The organism is Cytobacillus sp. MT66 (assembly GCF_058792595.1).
Genome location: NZ_JBXAFB010000007.1, coordinates 144766 through 158770 on the forward strand (window position 1 = coordinate 144766; position 14005 = coordinate 158770).

General features: G+C 42.4%; 17 protein-coding genes. 12 read left to right on the top strand and 5 right to left on the bottom strand.

Annotation, left to right across the window (positions count from 1 at the left end):
- Positions 1 to 96: 96 nt before the first annotated feature.
- From AC1Q59_RS14445 to AC1Q59_RS14465, 5 genes are all read left to right on the top strand, one after another.
- Positions 97 to 564, top strand: coding sequence for a molybdenum cofactor biosynthesis protein MoaE (locus AC1Q59_RS14445; RefSeq protein WP_492366549.1), 468 nt, complete (start codon positions 97 to 99; stop codon positions 562 to 564).
- On the top strand, positions 557 to 790 hold the full coding sequence (gene moaD / locus AC1Q59_RS14450) for a molybdopterin converting factor subunit 1 (protein WP_492366550.1): 234 nt from the start codon (positions 557 to 559) through the stop codon (positions 788 to 790). The genes AC1Q59_RS14445 and moaD overlap by 8 nt, the downstream gene beginning before the upstream one ends.
- A gap of 51 nt (positions 791 to 841) precedes the next feature.
- Positions 842 to 1861, top strand: coding sequence for a MoeB/ThiF family adenylyltransferase (locus AC1Q59_RS14455; protein WP_492366551.1), 1020 nt, complete (start codon positions 842 to 844; stop codon positions 1859 to 1861).
- A gap of 299 nt (positions 1862 to 2160) precedes the next feature.
- Positions 2161 to 2448, top strand: a complete 288-nt coding sequence (locus AC1Q59_RS14460; RefSeq protein ID WP_492366552.1) for a YwdI family protein — start codon at positions 2161 to 2163, stop codon at positions 2446 to 2448.
- An 81-nt stretch (positions 2449 to 2529) separates the two neighbouring features.
- A complete protein-coding gene (locus AC1Q59_RS14465; RefSeq protein WP_492366553.1) occupies positions 2530 to 2901 on the top strand; it encodes a DUF423 domain-containing protein in 372 nt (123 codons plus the stop codon).
- A 96-nt stretch (positions 2902 to 2997) separates the two neighbouring features.
- On the opposite strand, the gene gerQ is transcribed toward AC1Q59_RS14465, so the two are convergent.
- Both gerQ and hemQ read right to left on the bottom strand, forming a co-directional pair.
- On the bottom strand, positions 2998 to 3477 hold the full coding sequence (gerQ, locus tag AC1Q59_RS14470) for a spore coat protein GerQ (RefSeq protein ID WP_492366554.1): 480 nt from the start codon (positions 3475 to 3477) through the stop codon (positions 2998 to 3000).
- Positions 3478 to 3740: 263 nt separating this feature from the next.
- A complete protein-coding gene (hemQ, locus tag AC1Q59_RS14475) occupies positions 3741 to 4490 on the bottom strand; it encodes a hydrogen peroxide-dependent heme synthase (RefSeq protein ID WP_492366555.1) in 750 nt (249 codons plus the stop codon).
- Between the two features lie 174 nt (positions 4491 to 4664).
- Here hemQ and pta point away from each other — a divergent pair, with 174 nt between their 5' ends.
- Positions 4665 to 5642 (top strand): phosphate acetyltransferase, encoded by a 978-nt coding sequence (gene pta / locus AC1Q59_RS14480; protein ID WP_492366556.1) that lies wholly within the window; start codon positions 4665 to 4667, stop codon positions 5640 to 5642.
- A 125-nt stretch (positions 5643 to 5767) separates the two neighbouring features.
- A complete protein-coding gene (gene lipL / locus AC1Q59_RS14485; protein WP_492366557.1) occupies positions 5768 to 6601 on the top strand; it encodes an octanoyl-[GcvH]:protein N-octanoyltransferase in 834 nt (277 codons plus the stop codon).
- A 116-nt stretch (positions 6602 to 6717) separates the two neighbouring features.
- Here the strand turns inward: lipL and AC1Q59_RS14490 are convergent, their stop codons facing one another.
- Positions 6718 to 7467, bottom strand: a complete 750-nt coding sequence (locus AC1Q59_RS14490) for an RsfA family transcriptional regulator (protein WP_492366558.1) — start codon at positions 7465 to 7467, stop codon at positions 6718 to 6720.
- Between the two features lie 308 nt (positions 7468 to 7775).
- On the opposite strand from AC1Q59_RS14490, the gene AC1Q59_RS14495 reads away from it, so the two are divergent.
- From AC1Q59_RS14495 to AC1Q59_RS14505, 3 genes are all read left to right on the top strand, one after another.
- Complete coding sequence (locus AC1Q59_RS14495; RefSeq protein WP_492366559.1) at positions 7776 to 8000, top strand: YuzB family protein; 225 nt, start codon at positions 7776 to 7778, stop codon at positions 7998 to 8000.
- 169 nt (positions 8001 to 8169) lie between these two features.
- Positions 8170 to 9477: an HD domain-containing protein gene (locus AC1Q59_RS14500; protein WP_492366560.1), complete on the top strand. Its 1308-nt coding sequence runs from the start codon at positions 8170 to 8172 to the stop codon at positions 9475 to 9477.
- A gap of 23 nt (positions 9478 to 9500) precedes the next feature.
- Positions 9501 to 10007 carry a YwgA family protein gene (locus AC1Q59_RS14505; protein ID WP_492366561.1) on the top strand — a complete coding sequence of 169 codons (507 nt, stop codon included), beginning with the start codon at positions 9501 to 9503 and terminating at the stop codon, positions 10005 to 10007.
- Between the two features lie 68 nt (positions 10008 to 10075).
- Here AC1Q59_RS14505 and thmT read toward each other — a convergent pair whose 3' ends face one another.
- Positions 10076 to 10261, bottom strand: a complete 186-nt coding sequence (gene thmT / locus AC1Q59_RS14510; RefSeq protein ID WP_492366562.1) for a 2-hydroxymuconate tautomerase — start codon at positions 10259 to 10261, stop codon at positions 10076 to 10078.
- Between the two features lie 205 nt (positions 10262 to 10466).
- Between thmT and AC1Q59_RS14515 the strand changes: the two genes are divergently transcribed.
- Positions 10467 to 11123, top strand: coding sequence for a site-2 protease family protein (locus tag AC1Q59_RS14515; RefSeq protein WP_492366563.1), 657 nt, complete (start codon positions 10467 to 10469; stop codon positions 11121 to 11123).
- A 43-nt stretch (positions 11124 to 11166) separates the two neighbouring features.
- Positions 11167 to 11679 carry a YwhD family protein gene (locus AC1Q59_RS14520; protein WP_492366564.1) on the top strand — a complete coding sequence of 171 codons (513 nt, stop codon included), beginning with the start codon at positions 11167 to 11169 and terminating at the stop codon, positions 11677 to 11679.
- Positions 11680 to 11940: 261 nt separating this feature from the next.
- Here AC1Q59_RS14520 and AC1Q59_RS14525 read toward each other — a convergent pair whose 3' ends face one another.
- Positions 11941 to 13977, bottom strand: coding sequence for a transglycosylase domain-containing protein (locus tag AC1Q59_RS14525; protein WP_492366565.1), 2037 nt, complete (start codon positions 13975 to 13977; stop codon positions 11941 to 11943).
- Between the last annotated feature and the right edge of the window lie 28 nt (positions 13978 to 14005).

The window sequence follows — 14005 nt, forward strand, 5'->3', positions numbered from 1 at the left end:
CTCTTCTATTTGCCAAAAGCCTAACAGCTTGGTATAACTGCAGTAAGGATATCATATGAACAATAATAGTACGGATTAAGAGAGGGGGCAAAGCCCGTGAAATTCTACGAGATTTCAAAGGAGCCAATTGTCATCCAGGATGTGATTGATAAGGTTGTGCAGAGGGAAGCCGGAGCCATTACAACGTTTATTGGGACGGTTCGCGAGATTACCCATGGAAAAAGAACGCTATATTTAATATATGAATCTTATGAGCCAATGGCTGTGAAAAAAATGGAACAGATAGGCAATGAAATCAAAGAGCGCTGGAAAGGCGCCGAGGTTGCCATTACACATCGGGTCGGAAAGCTTGATATTACAGATATTGCCGTCGTGATTGCAGTCTCCACTCCGCATCGGGCGGATGCCTATGAAGCAAACCGGTATGCCATTGAACGTATTAAGGAAATCGTTCCTATTTGGAAAAAGGAACATTGGGAAGACGGGGAAGAGTGGATTGGAAACCAGCAGGAAACAGTAGCCTATCCAAAAGGAAAACCGGAGGAGAAGGATTTACATGAATAAAATTCTATTTTTTGCTCATTTGCGGGATGTTGTTGGTGAAGAATCGCTTTCGTTTGATGCAACCGGCAAGACGGTCGCACAGCTCAAAGGGCTGTTAACCAAAAAATATGATTCCATGAATCTGGATCATGTGATGACGGCAATAAATGAGGAATTTGCTTCAGATGAAGATGTAGTTCAGGAAGGGGATCTTATTGCTTTTATTCCTCCGGTCAGCGGCGGTTAATAAGCTTCCAGCAAGCTGACCAAAGCCATGCAGATCAAAGGGGGATAAAAAATGGATGATAGATATTCCCGGCAAGCCCTGTTTCCTCCTATCGGCAAAGAGGGCCTTGAAAAAATACGTGCTAAACATGTGTTAATGATTGGAGCCGGCGCACTTGGATCAGGAAATGCAGAAATCCTGACAAGGGCGGGTATTGGCAGGCTGACGATTGTCGACCGTGACTATGTCGAAGCAAGCAATCTTCAGCGCCAGCAGCTTTATTCAGAGAAAGATGTGGAAGAAAAACTTCCAAAAGCCGCAGCTGCTGCAAAAAGGCTTCGCATGATTAATTCACAGGTGGAGATCCAGCCGGTAATTACGGATGCAACCCCTGAAAGGCTTGAGGAACTCATTGCTGGAGTAGATCTGATTATTGATGCCACAGATAACTTTGAAACAAGAATGGCGATTAATGACATTTCCCAAAAACATCAAATTCCTTGGATCTATGGGGCATGCGTCGGCAGCTTTGGCATGAGTCTAACGATTATCCCGGGGAAAACACCATGCTTAAACTGCCTGTTGAAAAAAATTCCGATCCAGGGGATGACCTGTGATACCGGGGGAATTATTGCACCAGCCGTCCAGATGGCCGTTTCGCATCAATCAGCAGAAGCGCTGAAAATACTTGTTGAGGATTGGGAGGCCATCCGCACCACCTTAGTCAGCTTTGATCTTTGGAGAAATCAATATACGAGCATGAAGATTACTAAGGCAAAAGATGAGGGCTGCTTATCCTGCGGAAACGAGCGGACATACCCGTACCTCGATAGTGAAAACATGGTGAAATCAACCGTTCTTTGCGGTAGGGATACCGTTCAGATCAGACCGCCAAAGCAAGGAGAAATCCAATTAAGCGAATTAGCTGCTCAATTGAAAACACTGGGCTATAAAGTATCAGGGAATCCGTATTTGATTTCAGTAGAAATAGAGGAACAGCGGCTTGTCATTTTTAGCGACGGACGGGCGCTTATACATGGAACAAAGGATGTTACACAGGCAAAAACGATTTATCAGCGCTTGCTTGGATGAAATATAATCTCAACAGTTCACTTTTATTAGGTGGACTGTTTTTGTTTTAAGTCTGTGATAATGGTTGCTGCTGATTTGTTGATTTAATGACACAGCTGAGAATGGGGAGGGCGGCCCGTCCGAAATGTGCAGGTAAAAGAGCTGGCATTGCAAGGCTGCCTGCGTAAAACAGCAATATTCGCCATGTTTCACGTGAAACATACAAATTGCGTCAAAAAGGTCCTGAAGAAGGCTGTCTAATCGAATTTTTAGGATGGTTCATGTATAATAAATAGGGCAAGTTTGAGTATGGGGTGATCATGTTGAATATATCTATTGGGCAGCTGTTAAGTAAAATGGAAAAGGAATTGCATGAGGCTAGAACTTCGGCGGAGACCGCAAGAATGAGGGAAAGAGTACATGCGATAAAAATGCTCTGTGAGCTTATTCTTGAAGAACCTGAAAGCGAACGGAAACCATCAGCACCCATGATCAAGACATTTGCTGCTCAAAATGTACAGCAGCACCAGCCGATAAACATCCAGCAGACAAAGCCTTTAAAAATGGATGATGATGATGCAAATGGAGAATCATTATTTGATTTTTAAACTATGTGGATTGAAAAAAGGATTTTGGAACAAACACTCAAATAGAACAAAGCTAGTCTTATAAAAGAGAGAGGGAACTTCATGAAGCTGTTTATTATTTTAGGCGCAATAAATGCATTCCTGTCAGTTGCTTTAGGTGCATTCGGGGCGCACGGATTAGAAAAAATGGTTGAACCAAAGTATTTGGAGATTTGGAAAACAGGTGTGCAGTACCAAATGTATCATGCACTAGGTTTATTGGCTGTTGGCATCCTTCTGGGCAAAGTTCAGGAAAGCTCGCTATTAGCATGGTCAGGCTGGCTGATGCTGATTGGAATCATCATATTTGCTGGAAGCTTGTATGCAATAACTCTGACTAAAATAAGTGTCCTTGGGGCCATCACGCCAATTGGCGGCGTCGCCTTCCTTGTTGCTTGGATTTTATTAATCATTGCTGCAGTTAAATACCTATAAACAAAAAGGGGACAGACCCTTTATGATTTAACGCATTAACGCATTGGGGGTCAGTCCCCCAATGCGTTAATGCGTTTCTGTAGGTCTGCCCCTATGTTATCTTGGGCTGAATTGCGAAAGCATGCCAGCCTGTGCTCCAAATGGATATTCATATTCAATCTCTTCATTGAAAACTACGTAATCAACATAAACCATTGGAATTAAGTATCGCTGTCCGGTTTGCGGATCGCTTAAAATGAGATGGTCTCTTCCGGCGGCTTCAATAATGCCCTCAAATGTTTTTGCATTCCATTGGGAATTGCCCTCAAACGTAGCATAGACTGTTGCAAGCTTACCTTTGTTTAACCGCAGAATATTCTCTATATACGATTGCTCAATCGGCAGCATTCCCGGTACATTTCCTGCACCCTGCCCAGGAACCCCGGATGAAGGAGCTGGTGTCCCAGGTGGTGTTGGCGGCGGAAACATTGGCTGCTGCGGGGAATACACCGGCTTTTGTGCTGGCATGCCCGCATATGGCTGATATCCATAATAGGGTGCCGTTCCAGTATACTGATTAAAATTTGATTGACTCAATACTGTCCCCTCCTAAAATCTAATATCGAAAAAAAAGATCCTTGAAGCAGATCGTAAACATCATATGCCCAAGGTAAAAAGGATGTTAAAAAGAACGCTGTGATTTTTGGCGGAAATAGACTAGGAAAAAATGATCGCTCACTAATTCATAAGTATGTAGGGGCCTGTTTTTTTATGACATTTCAGATGAGCAAATTTGAATGAAGAAGGAAAGAAAAGAAAAAAGCCTGCCCTGATGGAAAGGGGCAGACCTGTAATGATTCTTAAATATAAAGGAACTTTTGAACCATATTAGGCTCTAAAATATTGCCAACGAAGAAGGATCCGAATTCGCCATAACGTGCACTTACTTCGTCAAAGCGCATTTCATAGACAAGCTTTTTAAATTGCAGGGCATCTTCGGCGAATAAAGTAACGCCCCATTCATAATCATCAAAACCTACAGAGCCGGTGATAATTTGTTTAACCTTGCCGGCATACTGGCGGCCGATCATACCATGGCTTTTCATCAGGTCGCGTCGCTCTTCCATGGAAAGCATATACCAGTTGTCATTGCCTTGGCGGCGCTTATCCATTGGATAGAAGCAGACATGCTTTGTTTTTGGAAGAATTGGATATAGACGAGCCCGGACATGCGGATTCTGATATGGATCTTCTTCACTATTAGAAGGCAGATAATTACTTAATTCAACGATAGAAACATATGAATAAGCAGGAATTGTATATTCAGCAAGCTTTGTTTTATTAAATTCATTTTCTGCTTCATTGATTTCTTCAAGTGTCGGACGCAGAATCATCATCATGAAGTCTGCCTTTTGGCCCACAACTGTGTATAGCGCATGGCTGCCTTTTTCCTCGCTTTGAATGGTGCTCCATTTATCAACAAGAGAAAGAAACTCATGGATCGCTGCTTGGCGCTCATCGCTTGATAATAACTTCCAGACAGCCCAATCAATTGTACGGAAGTCGTGTAGACAATACCAGCCCTCGAGCGTTTTTGCTGCTTCACTCATTTTTATCACTCCTATTATGTACTCAAACATTTCACCCACTACTATATCATAGTTTTTCCAATTAGCCTCGTAATAAACTTATAATAGAATGGGATATTGGTTTATTATGGCGATTTTGTGGATATTTTGTTATAAGGAGTTTATATTAATTTAGGAAAAGCGAGGAGGGGTATCATGGCTGAGTTATTTCAAGTGTTAAAGGCAAAAGTGAAGGATCACAATATAAAAATTGTATTCCCTGAAGGGCTGGATGAAAGAATCCTAACGGCAGCAGGGAGATTAGCAGCTGAAAAAATCCTTACACCGATTTTAGTCGGCGATATTGAAAAAGTGGAAGCAAAGGCAAAAGATCTAGGCGTTTCATTGGATGGAGCTGAGATTTATGATCCAGCTCATTACGTGATGATGGATGAATTAGCAGCAGCCTTTGTTGAAAGAAGGAACAAAAAGGCAACCGAGGAAGAAGCAAAAAACATTTTACAGGATGGCAACTATTTTGGAACCATGCTTGTATACGCTAAAAAAGCGGACGGTTTAGTCAGCGGGGCGGCTCATTCAACTGCCGATACGGTTCGGCCAGCACTGCAAATTATCAAAACAAAAGAAGGCGTTCGTAAAACATCAGGTGTTTTTATCATGGTCCGCGACGATGAAAAATACATATTTGCTGATTGTGCGATTAATATTGCCCCCAATAGTCAGGACTTAGCAGAAATCGCTATTGAAAGCGCAAAGACCGCAAGAATGTTTGATATAGAACCGCGTGTGGCCATGTTGAGCTTTTCGACAAAAGGATCAGCACACTCGCCGGAGACCGAAAAAGTAACTGCTGCTTTAGAAGAAGCAAAGAAACGTGATCCCCTTTTGCTGGTAGATGGGGAATTTCAATTTGATGCGGCATTTGTGCCATCAGTAGCTAAAAAGAAAGCCCCTGATTCGCCGCTGCAAGGTGATGCCAATGTATTTATATTCCCAAGCCTTGAGGCCGGAAATATCGGGTATAAGATTGCCCAGAGACTTGGAGGATTTGAAGCGGTCGGGCCAATATTGCAAGGTTTAAACAGCCCGGTCAATGATCTTTCCCGCGGCTGCAATGAAGAAGATGTCTATAAGCTGGCCATCATTACTGCGGCGCAGTCGATCAATCAATAGGAGCTGACTTTAAAAGTTAGCTCTCTTTTTAATTCAAGCAGCAGCTAGAAGGTCTGTGTTAAACATTGATCAGAAGGTGGTATAATGGACCTTGGCAAAAAGCCTTTTTTTAAAAGGAGAAATATATGATGGATTTATTACAGCAGGAACAGTGGAGAGTTATTGACCAATCGGTGCTGGGCATGCATTTAAATGCTTTATATTCATTTGGCATGGATGATACCTTATGTGCATCTGTGGGCTCAGGGAAGGCACCTTCAACAGCAAGGTCCTGGGTTCATCGAAATACAATTGTTTTGGGTACTCAGGATACAAGGCTTCCTTATCTAGACGAAGGGCTTCAATTTTTAACAGGCCAGGGCTATGAGGTCATTGTAAGAAATTCTGGCGGACTTGCAGTTGTTTTGGATGAAGGGGTGTTAAATCTGACACTTATCCTTTCCGAAAATGAAAAGGGAATTGATATTAACCGCGGATATGATGCAATGTGGGCCCTAATTAAGGACATGTTTGCTGATTTTGATAAGGAAATCGAAGCAAGGGAGATTGTCGGCTCTTATTGTCCTGGCAGCTATGATTTAAGTATTGGCGGGAAGAAGTTTGCTGGCATTTCGCAAAGACGGATCCGCAATGGCGCAGCGGTGCAGATTTATCTATGTGTCACTGGCAGCGGAAGTGACCGTGCTGAAATAATCAGACAGTTCTACAGCCTTTCAAGAAAGGGCGAAGAAACGAAGTACCAATACCCGGATGTTGTGCCATCGGTAATGGCTTCTTTGGCAGAACTTCTACAGGCAGACATCACGGTTCAGGATGTGATGCTTCGATTTCTGACCAGTTTAAAAAGAAAGTGCAAACACCTTTATTCAGGTGAGCTGACAGGAGAGGAAGCTGATCTGTTTGAAGCCTATTACAGCCGCGTAATTGATAGGAATGAAAAGGTATTAAATGAAAGATAATAAAAAGCCGTTACCAGATGGTTACGGCTTTTCTTAAATCGAGGGCTGCTGCCATTCTCCCAGTGCAAGCAAGGAGGTCTAAAGACCCCGCAGTAAGTCTGCATTTTCTATCTATCTTATTCCGCAAGTTTTTCCAGGTTCCCGTTTCTATCCATTTTAAATTTGGTCTGCGGTCTTTCTTCTTCTTCAAAGAGAACCAGCTTGCGTGCTCTGTTCATGATTTTCATCAATGTCTCGTAATCTTCCTGAATGGTTTCAGAGTTTTGCTCCAGATGATTAATCTTATCCTCAAGCTCATTATTGCGGCTCTTGAGCTGCGCATTTTCTCTTTTTAATCTTTCATTCTCATTTTTTAATATATCAAGCTGAATACTTGAAGTTTTTAAAGTTTGTAAATAGGAAATAACCTGTTCTATATTTAAGCTGCCCATATGGCTTGTGTGGATAGGTCCCTCCAAATAGACAGGCGAAGCTGCTGCTGTCACTGTGGTTTGTGGCTTGCTTTCCGGCGCTGAGCTTGCTAGCGGCTCACTAATTTCTTCTGATGCCTCCATTGTAACAGCCTCCATTTCAGTGAGCGTAGGAACTGGCGGACTATATAGAAGCTTCTTCTTTCCACCCTGTTCTTTGCCGAGCATTCTTTGTCTCTGTTTGCGCTGCTTTTTTGCTAGAGCCAATGCTTTTTCATATTGATGTCTAACCACTGCATTCCAGCGAAAACCGCAAGCAGCCGACGTGCGATCAAGCTTATCCCCAACCTCTTCAAAGGCGTTTAGCTGTGTGCTGCCTTCTCTGACATGCCTTAAAACAGTTTCAGCTAGCAATAAATCATTTTCTTCAGTCCATGCGTCTTGACGTACCTTCATTACCTCAACTCCCAATTTATTTACTTTTTTAATTCCTTAGTTAAAGGATTGACAGTTAAAAAGAAAAATATACAAATGGGATTAAAAGGATAGTAGATTTTTTATTTTTTAAATAGAAAGGTATTGTTTTTGGCTGAAATGAGTTTGAAAAAATGCCAGGCAGAATTAAAAGGCATCTCGAGGCGGCTTGCAATAACCGGTAAGAAGCAGTAAAATAGCCAAGGGCCTGCTGTATATGAAATTTGCCGGCTGGCCAGACTTTTAACAATATCTACTTTAAGCTAGACCGAGAAAGGGCTGTAATATATATGGCAAACGAATTCCGTGTTTGCGACGATTGTCAGGCAGTAAATTTAAAAACTTTGATTCCTCGTCTAAAGGAAATTGATCCGGATGCGAAGATTGAAATTGGCTGTCAATCTTATTGCGGGCCAGGACGAAAGAAGACATTTGCCTTTGTTAATAACCGTCCATTAGCCGCATTAACAGAAGAGGAATTGATGGAAAAAGTAAATAAAAAGCTTAATAAATAATTCGCTCCCATTCCATTGCAGGGGCGATTTTTTTTTATAATCTTAAGGCCCAGTGAAGTGCCTGCTAGCCTAAAATTTTGTCGACTGTAATAGAATTTTTGGATTTTATGTAGTGAATAGGGCACTGGAGAGGATATAATAGAGAGAAGATAGAAATCGGAGGTTAAACATGGCATATCCGGTTGAAAAATTACGAGAAGAAAAGGTATTTAAGGATCCTGTCCATCGATATGTTCACGTCAGGGATCGCGTCATTTGGGATCTAATCGGCACAAGTGAGTTTCAGCGTCTTAGACGAATTAAGCAGCTTGGTACAACCTACTTAACGTTTCATGGGGCTGAGCATAGCAGGTTCAATCACTCCCTTGGCGTATACGAAATTATCCGCAGAATAGCTGATGATGTGTTTGCAGAGAGACCCGAATGGAATGAAGATGACCGTCTTCTGTCACTTTGTGCAGCCTTGCTTCATGATCTGGGGCACGGGCCTTTTTCGCATTCCTTTGAAAAGGTTTTTGACCTGGATCATGAATTTTATACAAGGGCGATTATTTTAGGGGATACAGAAGTGAATAAGGTCCTTCTTAGAATCAGTGATGATTTTCCCAAGAAGGTAGCAGATGTCATTGCCAAGACATCTAAAAATAAATTGGTTGTCAGCCTGATTTCCAGCCAGATTGATGCAGACCGTATGGATTATCTGCAAAGAGATGCTTATTTTACAGGGGTAAGCTATGGCCATTTTGATATGGAGCGGATTTTGCGGGTGATGATGCCAGGAGAAGACCAGATTGTTATTAAGCAGACAGGCATGCATGCTGTAGAGGATTACATTATGAGCCGCTACCAAATGTATTGGCAGGTGTATTTCCATCCTGTGACGCGAAGTGCGGAAGTTATATTAACAAAAATTCTCCACAGAGCGAAACACTTGCATGAGCAAAATTATGCCTTTAAGTCATATCCGCAGCATTTCTATTCATTGTTTAACGGTGAAATTACGTTAGAAGACTATATTAAGCTGGATGAAGCAGTCATTCTTTACTATTTTCAGATGTGGCAGGAGGAAGAGGATGCCATTCTTCGTGACCTCTGCAGCCGCTTTATGAACCGTAATTTATTTAAATATGCGGAATTTGATCCTGCGAAAGAATATAAGAAGCTGGCCAGGCTTTCAGGATTGTTCGAGAAGGCAGGCATTGACCCGGAGTATTATCTTGTCGTCGATTCTTCTTCAGACCTCCCGTATGACTTTTACAGGCCTGGGGAGGAAGAGGAGAGACTGCCGATTCACTTATTGATGAAAAATGGGGAAATCCGTGAACTTTCCAGAGAATCAGAGATTGTTGATGCAATCTCCGGAAAAAGACGGACAGATCATAAATTATATTATCCTGCTGATTTTCTAAGAGATGATTCCATTGAGCCATCTGTTAAAAAGGAAATCCGCAAGCTATTAGATATCGATTTGCACTAAGTCGGAGTAGGAGTTGAAGATTCTTGTTAAAAGATCATGCCAAAATCATGCATGCGATCGCAGCTTCTGAAGAAATCATTGGCCGGAAAAAGCTGCAGAAAATGATTTATATCGCGAAAAAGATGGACTTTCCCTTTCAAGAAAGATTTCAATTTCATTTTTACGGACCTTATTCCGAGGAACTGACATTAAGAGTGGAAGAGCTCTGCAATATGGGGTTTTTAAATGAAATAAAAGAAAAGAAGGGCGGCTACTACCAATACCGCTACACGCTGACCGATAACGGGAAGGAATTCTTAGGCCTCAATGCCGTTGAGATGCCAAACCTAAACAGCTGCCTGGAGGATATGAACAATCAGAGTGCGCGATTCCTCGAGCTAGTTTCAACGGTTTTATATTTTGATAATCTTCCAAAAGACGAAGTAAAAGAGAAAGTATTCACGCTCAAAAGCAAGCAGAAATACACCGAAGAAGAAATTGACACCGCCTATGCATATATTGAAAGCTTACAAGAAAAAGCCAGACACTGAGTCTGGCTTTTTCGCGCTTTAAAGCAACGGGGGACAGGCCCCCGTTGCGTTGCTGTGCTAAAGCGGATTTATTTGTCGCTGTAGCGTTTGCCAGCAACGGCGTAGTGGTTTCTGGACATTTCTTCGATGAAGACAACAACGGCTTCTTTTGAAGCTCCTGTTGTTTCTACTACGGCGTCGGTTACTTTTTCAACAAGCGCCTTTTTCTGGTCCTCTGAACGGCCTTCAAGCATCTTAACAGTTACATATGGCATGGCGAAAGTCTCCTTTTATAGGGCTGTGTTAGACGGTAATGTTTAACACGCCATTTAAATTTTATTAATGTTAGTTTTCCACAAAATTTAGAATCTTGCAAGTTCTAAAGGATACTCTCTTTTTCACTTTCATGTTCTTTTCGTGTATACTTTATTATAATTTGAAAATAAACAGTTTATCACTTTATTAAAGGGGTTTTGATAGTTGGATCAATTTTTGGCCTTTTCACTGAGGGAAATCCCGTATGTTGTGATTACATTAATGGCTGCTTTTACCGTCCACGAGTTCGCTCATGCCTTTGTTGCGTATAAATTCGGCGATCCGACGGCAAAGAATCAGGGGAGACTAACATTAAATCCGATTCAGCATCTAGATCCTTTTGGAACCATCCTCATTTTTATAGCCGGCTTTGGCTGGGCCCGGCCTGTTCCGGTTAACAGATTTTTCTTTAAAAATCCTCGGCTTGCCGGGATTTGTGTCTCGATTGCAGGGCCGATTAGCAATCTGATTTTAGCTGCTCTGGGATATCTTGTTTGGTACCTATTGCTTGCGTTTGGCGCTGCGGCGAGCCTCCCTGCCTATGTGCCGGAATTTTTAAACCTATTTATTCATCTGAATCTAGTTTTATTCATTTTTAATTTGCTTCCGTTTCCGCCGCTGGACGGGTATCGCATTGTGGAAGATTTAGTTCCCAATGACATCAGGCCAAAGCTGACACAGTACGAAGCTTACGGATCTGTCATCTTTTTGATTCTTGTTATCACACCTCTGGACCGTTACACCATTCAACCCATCTTCAGTACTGTACTGCCTGTTGTATCGAACGGACTGAACGCTTTCTTTTCGGCAATATTTATGTAAGAATGACAGGAACATGGCCTTTTGAAAAAGGAGGAATTTGACTTTGGAAGAAAAGAAAAAGAAGAATATTGGCTTTAATATTATTAAAAATGACCCGACAGAGGGGCATGGCGGATTTGGTTCCGGTTCCCTAAGTCTTGATAATGTTTCACCAGTCATCATTGATGTGGAAGAAGGCGAAGCAGCCATTGAAATTGGGGCTATGCATGCCCGCAGCCCTGTTGAAAAAGGAATTAAATTTTTAACCAACGAAGAAGAGGTTCCAAATGGAAAGCCATATTGGCTCGTCTGGGTGACAATTGACAGGAAAGAGGAAGGCCCGTATTATGCCGGAGTAACCGCCTGTTACATGACAGTTGACCGGTCGATCCGCCGCGGATATAAAATCTTAGCGGACCATGTGAATAAAATGGATAAATCAATCAAAAGGCATATTATTGTTGATCATATGGACGATAAATCTAAAAAGATCCTTGCTGGGTTTTTGCAAAATCATAATGCTGGCATGTGGGAAAGATCTGAACAGAAGCTTAAAGATGATTTGCAAGTGAATTAGGAAAAAAAATCATATGTATGACGAATTTGTGACAGATTTACGACGAAAATTTCTAAATACTTGCCCAAACCTCATAAAAAAAGGTAAACTATTTAACAGTGTGAAGACACTAATGTAAAACTAGGACAGAAAAACCTCGGAGAAACACACTCCGAGGTTTTTCACTTTATATAGAACTTTTTACCACTTAGTTAATTGGAGCGCCTAAAAGAGGCATTTAACGGTCAGATCGTCCAGCCTCAGGCGCCTTTCGCTTTCCAATCAAAACCAATCAAACAGCTTCTTATACCAAGGCTTTTTCGTTTCTTTTGCCTTTTCTGCCGGCTTTTCTTCGTGCGAGATGTGCTCTGTACAGTATTCGGTTGGTTCAGTGCCCTCGGCAAAGTATGTGAATCGTTTGACTGGGCATTGTTCGGTGGCGAGCTTGCCGTTTTCCGGGTTCACATAGACGCCAACCGTACCTTTCACTGCCTTAAAGCCTTTTGCAGGGGTGTCTTTAAGAGCATCCTCCATAAAATGGACCCAAATATTTTTTGCGTACAGTTTATCGGCTGTTAAATGAATGGTTTTTCCTTTATCGTAACCTGTCCAGACAGCAGAGACGAGCTGCGGGGAATAGCCGATCATCCAGCTGTCTGTATCTGTGGATCCTGATTTGCCCGCATAGGTCCTTGTGATATCATCGATGATCGAACTGCCAGTCACGCTCGTATAGCCATTAAGCTTCCGGTCAAACACACCCGTCATCATATGGGTCATCACATAGGCGAGGTCAGATCGAAGAACAGCGGTATCGGAATTTTTCCGTTCATAGATCACTTCGCCATTATAGCTTTCTACTTTCTTGATAAATACAGGTTCGGTTTGCTTGCCGCCGTTGGCTAACATGCTATACGCGTTCGCCATTTCAATCACTTTGACCCCGGATGTGCCAAGAGCAAGAGAGGGAACCTCTTTCATGGCTGACTTGATGCCAAACTTTTTGGCTGTTTTCACAAGTGTATCTTCTCCAAGGAATAAATGTGTTTTAATTGCATAGATGTTGTCAGATACAGCAAGCGCTTGGGCCATCGTAATATCGCCTTTTGCATATTGGCTATTAAAATTGCTTGGAGAATAGTCAGGCCTGTCCTCAAAGCGGAAGGTTGTTTCTTCGCTTCGCATCAGTGTAGAAGGAGTAAACCCATGCTCCAGAGCTGCATAGTAAAGCAGCGGCTTAATGGTAGATCCAGGCTGGCGGACGGCCTGCACAGCCCGGTTAAATGGACTTTCCTCATAGCTTCTCCCGCCAACCATTGCCTTCACATGTCCGTTTTTTGGATTCATCGAAACAAGAGCAGCCTGTATGTCGGACTCATCAGGGATGATTCGGGCCACTGTCTTTTCGGCAATCTCCTGCTGCTTTAAATCAAGGGTTGTATATACCCTTAATCCCCCAAGTTCAATGACCCGGTCGTCTAACTTCAATTCCTTTTTAAGGGCCTGCCGAACGGCATCCTGGAAGTAGGGGGCAACAACTTCAGCTTTTGTATATAAATGTTTACCCACAACAGTTAAAGATTCATTATATGCGGCCTCTGCAGATTTTTTATCAATATAGCTGTTCTCAACCATTGAGTTTAGAATGATTTTTTGCCGTGCTTTGGCATTTTCTTTTGACACCAATGGGGAGTAGAGGCCTGCTCCTTTTGGAATGCCTGCCAGAAGGGAGGCTTCTGCCAATGACAGGTCGCTAGCGCTTTTTCCAAAATAGAACTGGCTTGCTGCTTCAGCACCATAAGCGCCATTCCCGTAATAAATCGTATTTAGATAGCCCTCAAGGATTTCCTCTTTTGAATAACTCATCTCCAGCCTGATTGTATAAAAGGCCTCTTTGATTTTCCTTTTCCATGTCTTATCATGTTCTAGAAAAAGGTTTCGCGCATACTGCTGGGTAATCGTACTTGCACCCTGAACCTTTGCCATTGCTTTTATATCCGCAAAAACAGCACCTGCTATTCTTATATAATCAAATCCATGGTGGGTATAGAATTTTCTGTCTTCAATTGAGACAGTCGCATCGACTAAATGGGGGCTTATATCCTCAAGCTCCATCCAGTAGCGCTTTTGCCCGTTATGGCTTTCCCCGATAACAGTTCCATCATCGGAATAAAATAAAGTCGACTGCGGCACAGCAAGCGGCGGGGGACCGAGAATCTTCGCATAAAGAAGAACACCAGCAAGGCATAAAGCAGTAAAGACACATCCAATTAAGCTAATAAAAAATAAACCTCGAAAATACTTGCCTGCCCTCTTCATATGTTTGCCCGTTATAAGTTCGATAGTA